We start from the raw sequence: 17,297 nt of genomic DNA, 5'->3' as shown, positions 1-17,297 counted from the left end.
GGACCCGCCCAGGCCGAAGGTCTAAGTTAGTAGTCGTGAGTGCCACCCGAGTCTTCGTCGCCCGTCTTGCGGGGTGCACCGTCTTCGACCCCGCCGGCGACCGCCTCGGCAAGGTGCGCGACGTGCTCGTGGTCTACCGCAAGAGCGACCCGCCGCGCGTGGTCGGCCTGATCGTGGAGATCCCGGGCCGCCGCCGGGTGTTCGTGTCGATCGGGCGGGTCACCAGCATCTCCAGCGGCCAGATCATCACCACCGGGCTGATCAACGTGCGCCGCTTCGAGCAGCGCGGCGGTGAGGTGCGTGTCATCGCCGAGCTGCTCGGCCGCGAGGTCGTGTTCGCCGACGGCACCGGCCAGGCCACCATCGAAGACGTCTCGATCGAGGAGTTCGGCCCGGGCGAGTGGGCCGTGGCCCAGCTGTTCGTGCGCCGCCCCAAGACGAGCTCCTCCCCCTTCGCCAAGGGCGCGACGGTGTTCGCCAACTGGTCCGATGTGCGCGAGAAGACCTCGGTGGGCCAGGCGCAGTCCGCCGAGCAGCTGATCGCCACCTACAGCGACCTCAAGCCCGCCGACCTCGCCAACACCCTGCTCGACCTCCCCCAGGCGCGCATGCTCGAGGTGGCCGAGGAGCTGCCCGACGACCGACTCGCCGACGTGCTCGAGGAGATGCCGGAGAGCGAGCAGGTCGAGATCCTCTCCCAGCTCGACGACGACCGCGCCGCCGACGTGCTCGACCAGATGCAGCCGGATGACGCGGCCGACCTCATCGCGCAGCTCTCCGAGGAGCGCGGCGAGCACCTGCTCGAGCTGATGCAGCCCGAAGAGGCCGACGACGTGCGGATGCTGCTCGCCTACGCCCCCGACACCGCCGGTGGCCTGATGACCACCGAGCCCATCATCGTGAGTGCGGATGCCACGGTGGCCGAGGGCCTCGCGCTCATCCGTCGCCACGAACTCGCCCCGGCCCTCGGCGCCGCCATCTGCGTCACCCTGCCGCCGTACGAGCCGCCCACCGGCCGCTTCCTCGGCATGGTGCACTTCCAGCGGATGCTGCGCTACCCGCCGCACGAGAGGCTCGGCACCCTGCTCGACCAGGGCCTCGAGCCGGTGACGGCCGACGCGAGCGCCGCCGAGGTCTCCCGCATCCTGGCCAGCTACAACCTGGTCTCCGTGCCGGTCGTCGACGACAACCACCGACTGGTCGGGGTGGTGACCATTGACGATGTCCTCGACTATCTCCTGCCGGACGACTGGCGAAGTAGCGACAGCGATGACGACGCGCCCCCCACGGCGCCGCATCGCACGCCCACGCGCACGCCCGCTGCGGCGGCGCGACTGACAGCCCGCGGAAGGAGGACGATCGATGGCACGCACTGACAACCGACCACAGCGCACCACCCTGGATGCCCCGAAGGGGCGCCGCACGAGCGTTCTGCCGCGCCGCCCGGTCGCCAGCCGCGACCGCTTCGGCCGCGCCACCGAGGCGATCGCCCGCGCGATGGGCACGCCGTTCTTCCTGATCGGGCTCACGCTGTTCTGCGTGGTGTGGATCCTGTTCAACACCTACGGCCCCGAGTCGCTGCGGTTCGACTCGGCCGCGATCGGCTTCACGGCGCTCACGCTCATCCTCTCGCTCCAGGCCTCGTACGCCGCCCCGCTCATCCTGCTCGCCCAGAACCGCCAGGACGACCGCGACCGCGTGCAGTTCGAGCAAGACCGGCAGCGGGCCGAGCGCAACCTGGCCGACACCGAGTACCTGGCCCGGGAGGTCGTGGCCCTGCGGCTCGCGCTGCAGGACATGGCGAGCAAGGAGTTCATCCGCGCCGAGCTGCGCGCCCTGCTCGACGATCTCGACCGCGACCGCGACCGCGTCGGCACCTCCACCTCGTCCGTCCCGGTGGTCTCCTCCAAGGGCGACCGGCCGACCGAGCGATGACGGACTCCCCCGGTGGCGGCGTTCTGGCCGAGGCCGTGCGCGGCGCCCTCGGAACCGTCATCGACCCCGAGATCCGCCGCCCCATCACCGAGCTCGACATGGTCGGCGACGTGGTGGTGTCGGCGGATGGCCACGCGCAGGTCGATCTCAAGCTGACGATCGTCGGATGCCCCGCCGCGGCCACCATCGAACGCGACGTGCGCGAGGCGGCCGGCCGGGTGGCGGGCGTGACCGCCGTCGCGGTCGACGTCTCGGTGATGACCCGCGAGGAGCGCACGGCCCTCACCACCCGGCTCCGCGGCCCCGGGCAGCGGGCGATGCCGTTCGGCCCCGGCACCCTCACCCGCGTCTACGCGATCACGAGCGGCAAGGGCGGCGTCGGCAAGTCGACGCTCACCGCGAACCTCGCCGTCGCCTTGGCGGCCCGCGGGCTCGCGGTGGGCCTGATCGACGCCGACGTGCACGGTTTCTCGATCCCCGGCATCCTGGGCCTCACCGACGAGAACGGCACCGCGGTGCGCCCCACGCGCCTCGGCGAGATGATCCTCCCGCCTGTCGCGCACGGCGTGAAGGTGATCTCGATCGGCATGTTCATCGACCCCGAGCAGGCCTCGGCCACGGGCGGTGCGGTGGCCTGGCGCGGGCCGATGCTGCACCGCACCATCAACCAGTTCCTCACCGACGTGTTCTTCGGCGACCTCGATGTGCTGCTGCTGGATCTCCCTCCCGGCACGGGCGACGTGGCGATCTCGATCGGCCAGCTGCTGCCCAACGCCGAGGTCGTCGTGCTCACCACGCCGCAGGCTGCCGCGGCCGACGTGGCCGAGCGCTCGGGGCTCGTGGCGATGCAGACCGGGCAGCACGTGTACGGCGTGATCGAGAACATGGCCGGTTTCGTGGCTCCCGACGGCAGCGTGCACGAGATCTTCGGATCGGGCGGAGGCCTCGATGTGGCCGGCCGCCTGGGTGCCCGTCAGGGCTCCGACGTGCCCCTCCTGGCCTCGGTGCCGATCAGCCTCGCCCTGCGCTCGGGCGGCGACACGGGGGCACCGGTGGTGATCGCGGATCCGGCCGATCCGGCGAGCGTCGCGATCGCGCAGGTCGCCGAGCGGATGGCGCGGCGCGGCCGCGACCTGGCCGGCCGGAAGCTCGGGCTCTCCCCGGTATGAGCGCGGTGCGGCGGGGCCGGAGCGGCGGATCGCCGTCGATCGCCGCCGTGGCGCTGCCGCTCGCGCTGGTCCTGCTGGGGGCCGGCGGATGCTCGGCCCAGGCGGGCCCCGACGCCCCCTCCGCCGCCGCCTCGGCCTCCCCCGCACCCAGAGCGCCCTCCGCGAGCCCGGCGCCGGTCGTCATCGACGGCGTCGGTCTCTCGATCCTGCAGAACCGGCCCGACTACGGCAATCGCGTTCTGCAGCTCGCCGTCACGAACGAGGGAGCCGATCCGCTCACCGTCACGGCCGCCCGCTTCGCCTCCCCGCAGTTCGAATCGGTCGCGGACTGGAACAAGCCCACCGAGGTGCCGCCCGGCCTCGTGCGGCAGCTGCCGGTGCAGCTCGGCCCGGCGATCTGCCCGGCCCCGTCGACCACTCCGACGCTGACCGTCACCGTCACGGATGCCGCCGGAGCCTCGCGCGAGATCACCGGCCGCCCGAGCGACCCGTTCGGTGTGCTGGAGCGGATCGCCGGCGAGGACTGCCTCGACGACGCCGTCGCGGCCGTGGCGACGCTGACCGTGCACGACGACGTCGAGGTGACCGGCAGCGGAGCCGAGGCGGTGGCGCACCTCCGGCTGACGGTCGACCCGAGCCGCGGACGGGGTTCGCTGCGGCTGACCGAGGCGGGCTCGACCATCCTGCTCGAGCCGGCCGACGGATCCGTGTGGCCGCTCGACGCGAGCGTGCAGGGCGGCGACGCGCCGCGGCAGTTCGTGCTCGATGCGGTGCCGGCACGGTGCGACCCGCACGCCGTGGCCGAGGACAAGCGCGGAACGTACCTGCCGGTCTCGGTGGAACTCGGAGGGTCGGGCCCCGCAGGCACGATCTATCTGCACTCCAGCGATGCCTTGCGGCTCGCGCTCTACAGCTTCATCGCGAGCACCTGCGGCTTCGCGGCGGGCTGACCGCTCAGGTCGCCTCGGAGTCGTAGACCGCACTCGGCGGAGTCACGACCACCGGGGCCTCGGAGGCCGGTGACCCGCCGACCGACGCCGGGCCGTTCTCGGCGGCCGTCGCATCCGCCTCGCCGCCGGCCGCTGTCGCTGCACCCGCCGCTGCACCGGCTGCGCCCCCGGCTGCCGCCCCGGCACCGACCGCGGCGCCGGCCGCCGCCGCGACCGCTTCGGGGCCGCCGGCCGACTTCGCCTTGTGCTGCAGATAAGCCGGATCCGGCCGGTTCGTCGACCGCGTCACCGGCCGCACCACGGGCGGCCTCGCAGGCGTGTCGTCGTCGAGCAGGGCCTCGCGGATGATGCGGCGGGGGTCGTACTGGCGCGGGTCGAGCTTCTTCCAGTCGACGTCTTCGAAGTCCTCGCCCATCTCGTCCTTCATCCGCGTCTTGGCGCCGTTGGCCATATCGCGGACGGTGCGCACCAGCTGGGCCAGCTTGGCGGCATACGTGGGGAGCCGCTCCGGACCCAGCACGAAGACGGCGATGATCCCGATCAGCAGGAGCTTCTCGAAGGTCAACCCGAACATCCTGAAAGCATACCGTCACGAGGTGGCGCATCCGGAGGCGGGACGAACCCAAGGCGAACTCCGAGCTTGCGCGTGGCACCCGGGCTCGACCGGCCGCGTTCCCTAAGCTGGAAGCGGAGGCCCATCACCGTGTCAAGCAAAGAGTCCAGCTGGAAGTACGCCGACGACATCGTCGCCGAATCACCGCAGATCGTCGCGGCGCGTTCGCACGCCACCGAGCTCGGGGTGGAGTCGGTCTCCCCCGCCATCGGCAGCCAGCTCGCCGTGATCGCGGCGGCGGCGGATGCGCGGTCGATCGTCGAGATCGGCACCGGCCTCGGCGTCTCGGCCCTGTGGATGCTGAAGGGCGCCCCCGAGGCCACGATCACCTCGATCGACACCGAGCTCGAGCACCAGCAGGTCGCGCGCGCGGCCCTGCTGGAGGCGAAGGTGCCGGCCAACCGCATCCGTCTGATCACCGGCCGTGCCGCCGACGTGCTGCCCCGGCTGAACGAGAACTCCTACGACATCGTGCTCGTCGACGGCGATCCCGCCTCGGTGATCGAGTACGTCGAGCACGCCCTGCGGCTCGTGCGCCGCGGCGGCACGGTGCTCGTGCCGCACGCGCTCTGGAAGGACAAGGTCGCCGATCCCGCCCAGCGCGGCGAGACCGTGGGCGACTTCCGCACCCTGGTGACCGAGCTCTCCGCCTCCGAGGTGGTGCTCGTCGCGCTCTCGCCGGCGGGCGACGGGCTGCTGCAGGTCACCAAGCTCGTCAGCTGACGCCGCGGAGTCGGCGCAGAGGCGGCGCCGACACGGCGTGAGCGGAAACGACGACGACCCCGGGGCTTTCGCACCGAGGTCGTCGTCACTGGATCTGTTACGCGGGGCTGACGACTCCCGCGAGTGCGTCGTGAAGCTCTTTCGCCTCCGCGTCGTTGACGGAGACGACGAGGCGCCCCCCGCCCTCCAGCGGTACGCGCACGATGATGAGGCGTCCTTCCTTCACTGCCTCCATCGGTCCGTCTCCGGTCCTGGGTTTCATGGCGGCCATTCGGCTCCCCTTTCGTCGTGTCCTCTCCATTATCCCCGATGCAAAAGATCAGGTGATACACATCCGTCGATCGTGGGTGGCGCGTCGGTGGCGCGTGAGCGTCACGGGGGTGTCCAGTCGCGGCCGTCCACACCCCAGGCGATCGTCATCCAGCCCACCTGCCCGGCGACGGCCACGACCACCAGCGCGACCCGGTAGATGCGGGATCGCGGCACGGCGAGCGCGCCGAGGGCGGGGAACAGCGGCATCAGCAGCCGGAAGGTGCTCGACTGCGGAAAGAACACCGCCAGCAGGTAGAGCGCGTAGGAGGCGAGCCAGAGCCGCAGGTCGACGCCCAACCGCTTGGCGATGCGGCTGAACAGGAACGCCGCGAATCCGACGATCAGCACCGCGACCGCGATGTAGCCCCACGGCGATCCGAGCCACCATTCCCCGCCCTGGAACCACGCGGTGAACGGGATCAGCTCGCCGTACCCGATGTACGAGGCGCGCCAGGCCAGTTCGGTGTCGGTGTAGGCCGTCATCGACCCGGTGGCGATCCAGGCGATCACGGGCCACGCGAGGCCCATCACACCGCTGAAGACGGCGAGCGACGCCACCACCGCCCGCTGACGCACGGGGAACGGATCGGCACGCCGCACGAGGTACCGGTGCACCAGGTGCAGCACGAGGAAGAGCGCGAAGGCGAGCCCCGAGGGCCTGGTGAGCGCCATCACCGCCACGATCGGGAAGACCCACGGATACCGCCGGGTCACCACCAGGTAGAGCGCGCTGACCAGCAGCAGCATCGACATCGACTCGGCGTAGGCGAACTGCAGCAGCGGCGACAGCGGTGCCACGCAGAACAGCACCACGCTGAACAGGGCCGAACCCTCGTCTTTCAGCACGTGCCGCATGAGCCGGTAGAACACCAGGGCGGTGCCGAGCGCGCAGGCGATCGAGATCACGACCGCGATCAGCTCCCAGCGGCCGCCGGTGAGCCAGCGCAGCGCGCCGATCAGAAAGGGATACGCGGGCATGAAGGCCCAGGCGCTCTCCCCCACGTGGCCGTCGACGGTGACGGGCAACACCGAGGGGTACCCGTAGAACGAGATGATCTTGTACCAGTTGCCGTCCCAGATGGCGGCGTAGCTGAGGTAGGGCGGGGCGGCGCCGGTCCACGGGTTCGCACCCTGGGCGCGCGCGAACAGCAGGATGATCAGGGTCGTGACGAAGCGCGAGAGCGCGAACACCACGATCACCCGCAGCCACCAGGGGGTCATCCGGTACCGCAGCAGCAGGCGGGATCGCCCTGGCCGGGCGGGTCGAGCATCCGCCCCCGCCCCCTGCTCGATCCGTACGCTCACTGGAGGTCGCTCAGCTGCCGCTGGTGAGCCAGGCGCGCAGACCGTCTTCGCACGCGGTGATCTGGCTCAGGCGCACGCGCTCGTCGTCGGCGTGGGCCTTCAGCGGATCGCCGGGCCCGTAGTTGACGGCGGGCACGCCCATCGCCGAGAAGCGGGCCACATCCGTCCAGCCGTACTTGGGCTTGGCCTCGCCACCGACCGCCTTCAGGAAGCGCTGCGCCAGCGGGGCGTCCAGACCGGGGCGGGCGCCCTCGGCGAGGTCGACGATCCGGATGTCGATGCCCTCGCCGCCGAACACCTCGTGGATGTGCGCCACGGCCTCCTCGCCCGAGCGGCTGGGCGCGAAGCGGTAGTTCACGTGCACCATCACCTCGTCGGGGATGACGTTGCCGGCCACGCCGCCGGTGATGCCCACGGCGTTCAGGCCCTCGCGGTACACCAGCCCGTCGACCTCCACCTGGCGCGCTTCGTAGCCCGCCAGGATGTCGAGGATCGGCGCCGCCTTGTGGATGGCGTTCTCGCCCACCCAGCCGCGTGCGGAGTGCGCCCGCAGGCCGTAGGCGCGGATCTCGGCGCGCAGGTTGCCGTTGCAACCGCCCTCGACGTCGCTGTTGGAGGGCTCGCCCAGAATGGCGAAGTCGCCCGCGAACAGGTCGGGGCGGTTGGCGGCGAGCCGGGTGAGGCCGTTGAGGTCGTTCGAGACCTCTTCGTGGTCGTACCACATCCAGGTGATGTCGACGGCCGGATCGACGAGCTCGGCCGCGAGCTTCAGCTGCACGGCGACCCCCGCCTTCATGTCCACCGTGCCGCGGCCCCAGAGGTACTCCTCGCCCTCGTGGGTCTCGAAGCGGGTGGGCAGGTTCTCGTTCAACGGCACCGTGTCGATGTGCCCGGCGATCACCACGCGCTCGGCCCGGCCGAGATTCGTGCGGGCCACGATGGTGTCTCCGTCGCGGATGATCTCGAGGTGGGCGGCATCCGCGAGGCTCGCCACGATCGCATCCGCCAGCAGCGTCTCGTTGCCCGAGACCGACTCCACGTCGCAGATCTGCCGGGTCAGCTCGATCGAGCTGGCTCCGAGGTCGAGAACGGGATGCGCGGGGTCGAATGCAGACATCCCCCAAGTTTAGGGTTCGCCACCGCCCCGCCGCTGGGTGATCCGTCTGTGATTCCCGCGCGAGACGCCCCGCCCTGTGGGCAATACGCTTGGAGTCATGCCTGAAGACGTTCTCGACACCCCGCCGCTCGCCTCCGCCCCCACCCATGCCTGGGGTCACGGGCTGGTCACCACCGCCGCCGACGGCACCGAGCTCGACGCCTGGTTCCCCGCCCCCGCACTCGGCCCCGTGCCCGCCGGCGCCGCATCCGCTCACCCCGAAGAGCTCACGGCGCACGCGCTGCCGGATGCCCGTCGTGCGGTGACCGTGGAGGTCGCGACCGTCGAGATCGAGCTCGCCGCCGCACCCGCCTCGACCCCGGATGCCTACCTCCGGCTGCACCTGCTCTCGCACCTGCTCGTCGCGCCGAACACGATCAACCTCGACGGCATCTTCGGGCATCTGCCGATCGTGGCCTGGACGAACGCCGGCCCCGTGCACCCCGACGACTTCGCGCGCCTGCGCCCGTCCCTGCAGCGCGCCGGCATCCAGAGCTACGGCATCGACAAGTTCCCGCGGATGCTCGACTACGTCACCCCCGCCAAGGTGCGCATCGCGGATGCCTCGCGCGTGCGTCTCGGTGCGCACCTCGCGCCCGGCACCACCGTGATGCACGAGGGTTTCGTGAACTTCAACGCCGGCACCCTCGGCTCCTCGATGGTGGAGGGCCGCATCTCGCAGGGCGTCGTGGTGGGCGACGGCTCCGACATCGGCGGCGGCGCCTCGATCATGGGCACGCTCTCCGGGGGCGGCACGCAGCGCGTCTCGATCGGCCGCCGCGCTCTGCTCGGCGCCAACGCCGGCATCGGCATCTCCATCGGCGACGACACCGTCGTGGAGGCGGGCCTCTACGTCACCGCCGGCACCAAGGTCGTACTGATCGACGGCTCGGGCGCCGACGACGAGAATCGAATCGTCAAGGCCGTCGCCCTCTCCGGCGTCCCCAACCTCCTCTTCCGCCGCAACTCCCTCACGGGCGCCGTCGAGGCCGTGGCCCGCTCCGGCTCCGGAGTAACCCTCAACCCCACCCTCCACGCCTAGCCCCCTCTCCCGTCCCCTCCCCCTCCCCGCGCGCCAGCCACGAGAGCGGAGCGCGGCCTCGGTGCGCATCCGTGCGGTGCTGTTCCCCCTCGCACTCCACCACCACCTGGAAGTGCGCGTAGACGAGGTCGCCGTAGCCGATCCGCCGGCCCGCCGGATCGAGGATGGGCCGGTTGAGCTCCGATTCAGGCAGTCCGTGACGAATCAGCGCGAGCCGAAGTGCCGTCTCCCGCGGGGAAGCGGCATCGTCCCGGACCAGCGCGATCGCCTCGAGCGCGCGCCTGCGTGATCGCCCGCCGAGACCAGGTCGTCGAGCTGCAGCGCCACCGCAAGCTGCCGATGAACGGCCGCTCCAGGTCAGGCCCGCGCATCCTTCGGGCCGAAATCGACGGGTCGCGAGGAGGAGGGGCTAGCGCGGGGGGAGGTCTCGGGCGGGAGCGCCGATGTAGAGCTGCTGGGGGCGGCCGATCTTGGTCTGGGGGTCGGTGGCCATCTCGCGCCAGTGGGCGATCCAGCCGGGGAGGCGCCCGATGGCGAAGAGCACCGTGAACATGCGCGTGGGGAAGCCCATCGCCTTGTAGATGACGCCGGTGTAGAAGTCGACGTTCGGGTACAGGCGACGCGAGATGAAGTAGTCGTCCGAGAGGGCGACCTGCTCGAGCTCCTTGGCGATGTCGAGCAGCGGATCCTGCACACCCAGCGCGGCCAGCACCTCGTCGGCGCTCTCCTTCACGAGCTTCGCGCGCGGGTCGTAGTTCTTGTAGACGCGGTGGCCGAAGCCCATGAGACGGATGCCCGCCTCCTTGTTCTTCACCCGCTCGACGAACTTCGCCACGCCCTCACCCGAGTCGCGGATCTGGGCGAGCATGGTGAGCACGGCCTCGTTCGCGCCGCCGTGGAGCGGCCCGAAGAGCGCGTTGATGCCGGCCGAGATCGACGCGAACATGTTCGCCTCGGTGGAGCCCACCAGCCGCACGGTCGAGGTCGACGCGTTCTGCTCGTGGTCTTCGTGCAGGATGAGCAGGCGCTCGAGCGCCTTCGACAGCACCGGGTTGATCTCGTAGGGCTCGGCCAGGTTGCCGAAGTTCAGCCGCAGGAAGTTGTCGACGAACGACAGCGAGTTGTCGGGGTAGAGGAACGCCTGCCCGAGGCTCTTCTTGTGCGCATAGGCCGCCATCACCGGCAGCTTCGCCAGCAGACGGATGGTCGAGATCTCGACGTCCTCCGGATTGTGCGGGTTCATCGAGTCCTGGTAGTACGTCGACAGCGCCGAGACGCCCGACGACAGCACCGACATCGGGTGCGCGTTATGCGGCAGAGCGTCGAAGAAGCGCTTGAGGTCTTCGTGCAGCAGGGTGTGGTGGCGGATCTTGTCGTCGAACTCCGACAGCTCGGAGGCCGAGGGCAGCTCGCCGTAGATCAGCAGCCAGGCGGTCTCGAGGTAGGTCAGCGAGGTCGCGACCTGCTCGATCGGGTATCCGCGATAGCGCAGGATGCCCTGGTCGCCGTCGATGTAGGTGATGGCCGATTTGGTGGCGGCCGTGTTCACGAAGCCGTAGTCCAGCGTGGTGAAGCCGGTCTGCTTGGTGAGGGTGGCCAGGTCGATCGACGACGCTCCGTCGACACTCGGCAGCAGCGGGAACTCCGCCGTTCCTCCCGGGTAGGTCAGGGTGGCCTTCTGGCCATCGATGTCACGGGACCGAGCGATGTGATCGACGTCCGTCACGGCGCCTCCTTGGAAATCCTGCCGGCAGTGTGGTCAGCGGGACGCGACCGGTGCCGGTTGAGGCGGTGACCGCGTTGACCCTCATACACTCTAATGTCCCCGCGACCCCACTGTTGCATTCACCTACAGTTGCCGATCGGGCTTGGAGGAATGCTCCTACGAAGCGATCAGGCCAGGGTGAGCGGCCCGTGCGCGCGCAGCCGGGAGGCCGCCGCGCCGATCCGCTCGTCGCTCGCGGTGAGCGAGAACCGCACGTGATCAGGGAAGTGATCGCCGTAGAACGGGCCCGGTCCCGCCAAGATGCCGAGCTCCGCGAGCGCCGAGATCGACGCCCAGGCATCGCGCCCTTCCGTCGCCCAGAGGTACAGCCCGGCCTCGCTCGCGTCGATCCGCAGGCCCGCCGCTTCGAGCGCCGGCTTCAGGATGGCGCGCCGCGCGCGGTACAGCTCCTTCTGCTCCGCGACGTGCGCGTCGTCGGCGAGGGCGACGGCCATCGCGGCCTGCACGGGCGCGGGCGGCATCATGCCGGCGTGCTTGCGCACGGTCAGCAGTCGCGCGATCAGCGCGGCATCGCCGGCCGCGAACGCCGCACGGTACCCGGCGAGGTTCGACTGCTTGCTCAGCGAGTACGCGGCGAGCACACCGGTGACGTCTCCTCCGGTGACCCGGGGGTCGAGGATGCTGGGCACCGGTTCGGTGGCCCAGCGCCCGTCCCAGCCGAGTTCGGCGTAGCACTCGTCGCCCGCGATCACGGCGCCGAGCGAGCGCGCCCGCGCGACGGCCGCCGACAGGGCGGGCACGTCGAGCACCCGGCCATCCGGATTCCCCGGGCTGTTCAGCCACACCAGCCGCGTGTTCGCCGGCCACTCGGCGGGGTCGTCGGAGGAGAAGGAGGCGGCCCCCGCGATCTGCGCGCCCATCGCGTACGTGGGGTACGCGGCCCGCGGATGCACGACCACGTCGCCCTCGCCGAGCCCGAGCATGAACGGCAGCCAGGCCACGAACTCCTTGGAGCCGATGGTCGGCAGCACGTTCTCGGGGGTCAGTCCGGGCACGCCGCGCCGGCGTGCGAACCAGTCCGCGATCGCCTCGCGCAGAGCGGGCGTGCCGGCTGCGGTGGGGTACGAGTGCGCATCCGTCGCGGCGGCGAGCGCCTCGCGGATCAGCGGCGGCGTCGGATCGACCGGCGATCCGATCGAGAGGTCGACGATGCCGTCGGCGTGCTGCCTCGCCCGGGAGGCGTACGGGACCATCTGGTCCCAGGGGTAGTCAGGAAGCGCGCCGAGGGCCACCGGGGCGGCCGATCAGTGCTCGCCCTGCGGCGGCAGTGCGGCGATCAGAGCGTGGTCGCTCTTGATCACGCCGACCTTCGCAGCTCCGCCGGGCGACCCGATCTCGTCGAAGAACTCGACGTTCGCCTTGTAGTAGTCGGCCCACTCTTCGGGCAGGTCGTCTTCGTAGTAGATGGCCTCGACGGGGCACACGGGCTCGCAGGCTCCGCAGTCGACGCACTCGTCGGGGTGGATGTAGAGCGAGCGCTCGCCTTCGTAGATGCAGTCGACAGGGCACTCGTCGATGCACGCGCGGTCTTTGACGTCCACGCAGGGGAGAGCGATGACATAGGTCACAGTGGTTCAGGTCCCTTCGATAACCCAGAGGGTCAAGTCTACTTCGTCGCCGAGGGTGCTTGCGGTTCGGTGGCGCCCCGAGCGGATCGGCGAGCGGCACCCTGGCTGCCGAGGCGGGGCCAGCAGAGCACCACCACCGCGACCAGCGTCGAGCCGACCAGCCACACCATCCCGGCCGTGCTGTCGGGGATGAGCACCGAACCTCCGGGGCTCGGCAGTGCGAGCAACGCCACCACGCCCACCAGCGCGACGGCGGCCAGCAGCGCGGCGAGCCTGGTGGGAGCGATCAGCCGCAGCCCCACGAGCAGCAGCGCCACGGCGGGCAGTGCCACCACGAGGCCGAGCGGAAGGTCGAACAGCCCGAACACGCTCACGCTGATCTGGTGCACGATCGTGCCCAGGATGCCGAACAGGCCGCCGAGGGCGAAGGCCAGCACGTAGGCGATGATCCGCGTGGTGAGCGAGGTGCCGACGGGGGCGGATGCGGCGGCGCCCGCGCGCCCGGGCTCGTCGAAGCCGGCCGGCAGGAAGCCCGGCTGCTGCGCGGGAAGGGCACTGCGCCCATCGGGCGTGCGCTCTCCGTACCGCGGTTCGTCAGTCACCCTCCCACCCTACGGCGTGCAGCCTGGGAGTCGGCGGCCCGCACGGCGGGTGCGCCCGCCGGACCGGCCCGCGTCAGCGGCCCGCGTCAGCGGCGGCGGCGCGTGCCGAAGATGCCGTCGAGCACGCCCTTGAGGATGGTCTGCGTGGTCTTGGAGCCCAGCACGTCGTTCAGGACGTTCGGGTCGGGCTTCGTGGTGCGGCTGCGCGGCCGGGACGACGAGCTCGAGGTGCTGCGCGACTCGCGCGCCTCGCGCTGCGCCTGCGCCCTGGCCTCCTTCTCGGCCTGCTTGCGGAACTCCTCCGCCTGCCGCGTGTACTCCTCCTGCGCCTCCGCTGCCGCCGCGGCGGCAGCCGCCGCGTTCATCTTCACCGTCAGCATCTCCCGAGCCGACTCGCGGTCGATCGGCGTGCCGTACTGCGGAGTGAGCGGCGAGGCGGCCACTGCGGCATCGATGGCGGCATCCGGAGTCGGCGCCATCGAGCCCTGCGGCGCCCGCACCCGCGTCCAGGCCACGGGCGACGGCGCGCCCTTCTCGTTCATCACCGTCACGACCGCCTCGCCCGTGCCGAGCCCCTGCAGCACCTGCTCGAGGTCGTAGGCCGACTTCGGATAGGTCGAGACCGTCGCCCGCAGCGCCTTGGCGTCGTCCGGGGTGAAGGCGCGCAGCGCGTGCTGCACCCGCGAGCCGAGCTGGGCCAGCACATCCCCCGGAACGTCCTTCGGCGTCTGCGTCACGAAGAAGATGCCGACGCCCTTCGAGCGGATGAGCCGCACGGTCTGCGTGATCGACTGCAGGAAGTCCTTCGAGGCACCGGTGAACAGCAGGTGCGCCTCGTCGAAGAAGAACACCAGCTTGGGTTTGTCGAGGTCGCCCACCTCGGGCAGGTCGTTGTAGAGATCGGCCAGCAGCCACATCAGGAAGGTGGAGAACAGCGCCGGCTTGTCGGCGACGCGCGGCAGCTCGAGCAGGCTGATCACGCCGCTGCCGTCGGCGGCCCGGCGCAGGAACAGCGAGGTGTCGATCTCGGGCTCGCCGAAGAACGCCTCCGCGCCCTGGGCCGAGAAGGCGATCAGCTCGCGCAGGATGACCCCGACCGTCTGGTTCGACAGCCCGCCCATGTTCTTCAGCTCGACCTTGCCCTCGTCGCTGGTGAGGTAGGTGAGCACGGCGCGCAGGTCGCTGAGGTCCAGCAGGGGCAGGCCGGCCTGCTCGGCGTAGTGGAAGACGAGCCCGAGACTCGACTCCTGGGTGTCGTTGAGGCCGAGCACCTTGCTCAGCAGCAGCGGCCCGAACCCCGAGAGCGTGGCCCGGATCGGCACCCCCTTGCCGATGCCGCCGAGGCTGAAGTACTCGACCGTCGAAGCCCGCGGCTCCCACGACTGCCCGATGCCCTCCGTGCGCGCGAGCAGCTTCGGGCTCGACTCGCCGGGCGTGGCGACGCCCGAGAGGTCGCCCTTCATGTCGGCGGCGAACACGGGCACGCCGGCGGCGGCGAGCTGCTCGGCCAGGGTCTGCAGCGTGCGGGTCTTGCCGGTGCCGGTCGCGCCGGCGACCAGGCCGTGCCGGTTCGTCATGGCCAGCGGGATGCGCACCTGCACGTCGGCGAGCGCCTCGCCGTTCACGAGAGCGCCGATGTCCAGCGACGCCTCCTCGAAGGCGTAGCCGGCGCGGATGACGTCGACCTGCTCGGCCGTGAGGGGGCCCGACGCCGGTGCGGTTCCGGATGCTTCGGCCGCGGCATCCGGTGCCGGCGCCGGTGCCGCCGCCGCGGCATCCGCTTGGGCCCGCGCCGCAGCTGCCGCCTCCTGCGCCCGCTGTACGGCGGCCTCCGCAGCGGCTTGCGCCTGCCGCGCCGCCTCGACGGCCGCGGCCGCCTCCGCCTGGGCCTTCAGAACCGCGTCATCGCTCATGGCCACAGCATAGGACGGCCCCACGACAGCGCGGCGGCACCGGGATGGACAAAAAGTCCCGCGACCGATTACGCTACAAGACTGGTAAGGCTAGGCTTACCCAAGTAAGGCAGTCCACACCTCCGGGCGCACTGCATCCTTCTTTCTCTCCCCCGAAAAGGGTTCCCGTGCTCGCGAACTACCTGATCGGCCTGCGCGAAGGCCTCGAAGCCGCGCTCGTGGTCGGCATCCTCATCGCCTACGTGCGCCGCATCGGCCGCAAAGACGTGCTGGCCCGCCTCTGGATCGGCGTCGGTCTCGCCGTGCTGGTGGCCCTCACCCTCGGCGCCGTGCTCACGTTCGGCACCTACGGTCTCACCTTCGAGGCCCAGGAGGCCATCGGCGGCTCGCTCTCCATCATCGCCACCGGCTTCGTCACCTGGATGGTGTTCTGGATGCTGAAGACCTCCCGAGACCTGAAAGGCACGCTGCAGAGCGACGTCGACAAGGCGCTGGTGGGCGCCGGCTGGGGGCTCGTGCTGGTCGCCTTCCTCTCGGTGGGCCGCGAGGGCATCGAGACCGCGCTGTTCATCTGGGCCGCCGTGCAGGCCACCGGCGAGACCACGCTCCCCTTGATCGGTGCCGCGCTCGGCATCGTGACGGCCGTCGTGCTCGGTTGGCTGATCTACCGCGGGATGCTGCGCATCAACCTGTCGAAGTTCTTCGCCTGGTCGGGCGGCTTCCTCATCCTGGTCGCCGCCGGCGTGCTCTCCTACGGTGTGCACGACCTGCAGGAGGCCGGAATCCTCCCCGGCCTCAACAGCCTCGCGTTCGACGTGAGTGCGATCGTGCCGCCCGACAGCTGGTACGGCACCCTGCTGAAGGGCACGGTCAACTTCTCTCCCGCCACCACGTGGCTGGAGATGACGGTGTGGCTGGCCTACTTCATCCCCACCATGACCCTCTTCCTCCTCGCCGTGCGGCGAGGCCCGTCTCGATCGGCGAGAACCCCCGCACCCGCCGTCCCGACCACCACCCCTGCCCACAGCTAGGAGCATCCGTGAAGACCAAGCCCCTCCTGATCACCGCCACCGCGGCGATCTCCCTGCTCGCCCTCACCGGCTGCGTCGCGAACAGCAGCGCCGACAGCGCCGGCGCGATCACCGTCGACAGCTCGGCCGACGACTGCTCGGTCAGCGCGAGCACCGCCACCAGCGGCACGCTCACCTTCTCGGTCACCAACTCCGGCGACCAGGTGACCGAGTTCTACCTGCTGGCCGAAGACGGCCTGCGGATCGTCGGCGAGGTCGAGAACGTCGGCCCCGGCATCAGCCGCGACCTCGTGGTGCAGGCGCAGCCCGGTGACTACTTCACCGTCTGCAAGCCCGGCATGGTGGGCGACGGCATCGGCAAGTCGGCCTTCACCGTCTCCGGCGACAAGGTCGAGCTGGCCGGAGACCTGCAGGAGCAGGTCGACGCCGCCGCCGTCAACTACGTGGCCTACATCAAAGACCAGGTCGGCCAGCTCGTTCCCGGCACGCAGGCCTTCGTCGACGCCTACGTGGCCGGCGACGACGAGAAGGCCCGCGAGCTGTACGCCACCACCCGCGCCAACTACGAGCGGATCGAGCCCGTGGCCGAGTCGTTCGGCGACCTCGACCCCGCCATCGACTTCCGGGAGGCGGATGTCGCCCCCGAAGACGAGTGGACCGGCTGGCACCGCATCGAGAAAGACCTCTTCCCGCCGACCGCGGCCGACAACGGCGGCACCGAGTACGTGCCGCTGACCCCGGATGAGCGCACCTACTACGGCGACAAGCTCGTCGCCGACACCCAGCTGCTCTACGACGCCGTGAACGACCCCGGCTACACCGTCACGATCGACGCCATCTCCAACGGTGCGATCGGCCTGATGGAAGAGGTCGCCTCCGGCAAGATCACCGGCGAGGAGGAGATCTGGTCGCACACCGACCTCTGGGACTTCCAGGCCAACCTCGAGGGCGCCAAGGTGGCCTACGAGGGAGTTCGCGACATCGTCGAGGCCAAGGATCCCGAGCTGGTGACCACGCTGGACGAGCGCTTCGCCACCCTGCAGGACACCCTCAGCGCCTACGGCACGCTCGACAGCGGCTTCACCTACTACACCGAGCTGACCCCCGAGCAGGTCAAGGAACTCGCCGACGGCGTCAGCGCCCTGGGCGAGCCGCTCAGCCAGCTCACCGCCACGCTCGTCGGCTGACGTCC

General features: G+C 70.7%; 16 protein-coding genes and 1 pseudogene. 8 read left to right on the top strand and 9 right to left on the bottom strand.

Annotation, left to right across the window (positions count from 1 at the left end; translation table 11 throughout):
* Nucleotides 1–35: 35 nt before the first annotated feature.
* From ACN4JJ_RS17810 to ACN4JJ_RS17795, 4 genes are read left to right on the top strand one after another with little or no spacing between them, the layout of a single operon-like run.
* Nucleotides 36–1,376 (top strand): magnesium transporter MgtE N-terminal domain-containing protein, encoded by a 1,341-nt coding sequence (locus ACN4JJ_RS17810; protein WP_440711234.1) that lies wholly within the window; start codon nucleotides 36–38, stop codon nucleotides 1,374–1,376.
* Nucleotides 1,363–1,935: a DUF1003 domain-containing protein gene (locus ACN4JJ_RS17805; protein ID WP_440711233.1), complete on the top strand. Its 573-nt coding sequence runs from the start codon at nucleotides 1,363–1,365 to the stop codon at nucleotides 1,933–1,935. The genes ACN4JJ_RS17810 and ACN4JJ_RS17805 overlap by 14 nt, the downstream gene beginning before the upstream one ends.
* On the top strand, nucleotides 1,932–3,104 hold the full coding sequence (locus tag ACN4JJ_RS17800; protein WP_440711232.1) for an Mrp/NBP35 family ATP-binding protein: 1,173 nt from the start codon (nucleotides 1,932–1,934) through the stop codon (nucleotides 3,102–3,104). Before ACN4JJ_RS17805 ends, ACN4JJ_RS17800 begins: the two co-directional genes overlap by 4 nt.
* The gene (locus ACN4JJ_RS17795) at nucleotides 3,101–4,054 is read left to right on the top strand and encodes a hypothetical protein (RefSeq protein WP_440711231.1); all 954 of its coding nucleotides are present in this window, start codon (nucleotides 3,101–3,103) and stop codon (nucleotides 4,052–4,054) included. The genes ACN4JJ_RS17800 and ACN4JJ_RS17795 overlap by 4 nt, the downstream gene beginning before the upstream one ends.
* Before the next feature lie 280 nt (nucleotides 4,055–4,334).
* Here ACN4JJ_RS17795 and ACN4JJ_RS17790 read toward each other — a convergent pair.
* Nucleotides 4,335–4,628 (bottom strand): annotated as a pseudogene (locus tag ACN4JJ_RS17790) (twin-arginine translocase TatA/TatE family subunit); the annotation flags it as partial.
* A 129-nt stretch (nucleotides 4,629–4,757) separates the two neighbouring features.
* Between ACN4JJ_RS17790 and ACN4JJ_RS17785 the strand changes: the two are divergent.
* Nucleotides 4,758–5,390 carry an O-methyltransferase gene (locus ACN4JJ_RS17785; protein ID WP_440711230.1) on the top strand — a complete coding sequence of 211 codons (633 nt, stop codon included), beginning with the start codon at nucleotides 4,758–4,760 and terminating at the stop codon, nucleotides 5,388–5,390.
* A gap of 97 nt (nucleotides 5,391–5,487) precedes the next feature.
* On the opposite strand, the gene ACN4JJ_RS17780 is transcribed toward ACN4JJ_RS17785, so the two are convergent.
* The 3 genes from ACN4JJ_RS17780 to dapE form a co-directional block, all read right to left on the bottom strand.
* The gene (locus tag ACN4JJ_RS17780) at nucleotides 5,488–5,661 is read right to left on the bottom strand and encodes a DUF3117 domain-containing protein (protein WP_084361480.1); all 174 of its coding nucleotides are present in this window, start codon (nucleotides 5,659–5,661) and stop codon (nucleotides 5,488–5,490) included.
* Nucleotides 5,662–5,762: 101 nt separating this feature from the next.
* Nucleotides 5,763–7,007 carry a glycosyltransferase family protein gene (locus ACN4JJ_RS17775; RefSeq protein ID WP_440711229.1) on the bottom strand — a complete coding sequence of 415 codons (1,245 nt, stop codon included), beginning with the start codon at nucleotides 7,005–7,007 and terminating at the stop codon, nucleotides 5,763–5,765.
* Nucleotides 7,008–7,017: 10 nt separating this feature from the next.
* Nucleotides 7,018–8,124, bottom strand: a complete 1,107-nt coding sequence (gene dapE / locus ACN4JJ_RS17770; RefSeq protein ID WP_440711228.1) for a succinyl-diaminopimelate desuccinylase — start codon at nucleotides 8,122–8,124, stop codon at nucleotides 7,018–7,020.
* A 97-nt stretch (nucleotides 8,125–8,221) separates the two neighbouring features.
* Between dapE and dapD the strand changes: the two genes are divergently transcribed.
* Entirely contained in the window at nucleotides 8,222–9,205 is a 984-nt protein-coding gene (gene dapD / locus ACN4JJ_RS17765) for a 2,3,4,5-tetrahydropyridine-2,6-dicarboxylate N-succinyltransferase (RefSeq protein ID WP_440711227.1), read from the top strand.
* Between the two features lie 409 nt (nucleotides 9,206–9,614).
* Here dapD and ACN4JJ_RS17760 read toward each other — a convergent pair whose 3' ends face one another.
* From ACN4JJ_RS17760 to ACN4JJ_RS17740, 5 genes are all read right to left on the bottom strand, one after another.
* On the bottom strand, nucleotides 9,615–10,931 hold the full coding sequence (locus tag ACN4JJ_RS17760) for a citrate synthase (protein WP_291049343.1): 1,317 nt from the start codon (nucleotides 10,929–10,931) through the stop codon (nucleotides 9,615–9,617).
* A gap of 167 nt (nucleotides 10,932–11,098) precedes the next feature.
* Entirely contained in the window at nucleotides 11,099–12,223 is a 1,125-nt protein-coding gene (gene dapC / locus ACN4JJ_RS17755) for a succinyldiaminopimelate transaminase (protein ID WP_440711226.1), read from the bottom strand.
* A gap of 12 nt (nucleotides 12,224–12,235) precedes the next feature.
* On the bottom strand, nucleotides 12,236–12,559 hold the full coding sequence (fdxA, locus tag ACN4JJ_RS17750; RefSeq protein ID WP_440711225.1) for a ferredoxin: 324 nt from the start codon (nucleotides 12,557–12,559) through the stop codon (nucleotides 12,236–12,238).
* A 38-nt stretch (nucleotides 12,560–12,597) separates the two neighbouring features.
* Nucleotides 12,598–13,161, bottom strand: a complete 564-nt coding sequence (locus ACN4JJ_RS17745) for a hypothetical protein (protein WP_440711224.1) — start codon at nucleotides 13,159–13,161, stop codon at nucleotides 12,598–12,600.
* A gap of 86 nt (nucleotides 13,162–13,247) precedes the next feature.
* Complete coding sequence (locus tag ACN4JJ_RS17740) at nucleotides 13,248–15,074, bottom strand: helicase HerA-like domain-containing protein (protein ID WP_440711223.1); 1,827 nt, start codon at nucleotides 15,072–15,074, stop codon at nucleotides 13,248–13,250.
* Nucleotides 15,075–15,241: 167 nt separating this feature from the next.
* Here ACN4JJ_RS17740 and efeU point away from each other — a divergent pair, with 167 nt between their 5' ends.
* Nucleotides 15,242–16,105, top strand: coding sequence for an iron uptake transporter permease EfeU (gene efeU, locus ACN4JJ_RS17735; protein WP_440711222.1), 864 nt, complete (start codon nucleotides 15,242–15,244; stop codon nucleotides 16,103–16,105).
* An 8-nt stretch (nucleotides 16,106–16,113) separates the two neighbouring features.
* The gene (gene efeO, locus ACN4JJ_RS17730) at nucleotides 16,114–17,292 is read left to right on the top strand and encodes an iron uptake system protein EfeO (RefSeq protein ID WP_440711221.1); all 1,179 of its coding nucleotides are present in this window, start codon (nucleotides 16,114–16,116) and stop codon (nucleotides 17,290–17,292) included.
* The last annotated feature ends 5 nt before the right edge of the window (nucleotides 17,293–17,297 follow it).

The organism is Herbiconiux dendrobii, assembly GCF_052048175.1.
Lineage (GTDB): Bacteria > Actinomycetota > Actinomycetes > Actinomycetales > Microbacteriaceae > Herbiconiux.
This window is presented reverse-complemented; position numbering and strand designations above follow the sequence as displayed.

Excerpts from the sequence above, each read along its gene's own strand:
- ACN4JJ_RS17805 (WP_440711233.1), top strand. The coding sequence starts at position 1,363 with ATGGCACGCACTGACAACCGACCACAGCGCACCACCCTGGATGCCCCG.
- ACN4JJ_RS17740 (WP_440711223.1), bottom strand. The coding sequence starts at position 15,074 with ATGAGCGATGACGCGGTTCTGAAGGCCCAGGCGGAGGCGGCCGCGGCC.
- ACN4JJ_RS17780 (WP_084361480.1), bottom strand. The coding sequence starts at position 5,661 with ATGGCCGCCATGAAACCCAGGACCGGAGACGGACCGATGGAGGCAGTG.
- dapE (WP_440711228.1), bottom strand. The coding sequence starts at position 8,124 with ATGTCTGCATTCGACCCCGCGCATCCCGTTCTCGACCTCGGAGCCAGC.
- dapD (WP_440711227.1), top strand. The coding sequence starts at position 8,222 with ATGCCTGAAGACGTTCTCGACACCCCGCCGCTCGCCTCCGCCCCCACC.
- ACN4JJ_RS17800 (WP_440711232.1), top strand. The coding sequence starts at position 1,932 with ATGACGGACTCCCCCGGTGGCGGCGTTCTGGCCGAGGCCGTGCGCGGC.
- ACN4JJ_RS17795 (WP_440711231.1), top strand. The coding sequence starts at position 3,101 with ATGAGCGCGGTGCGGCGGGGCCGGAGCGGCGGATCGCCGTCGATCGCC.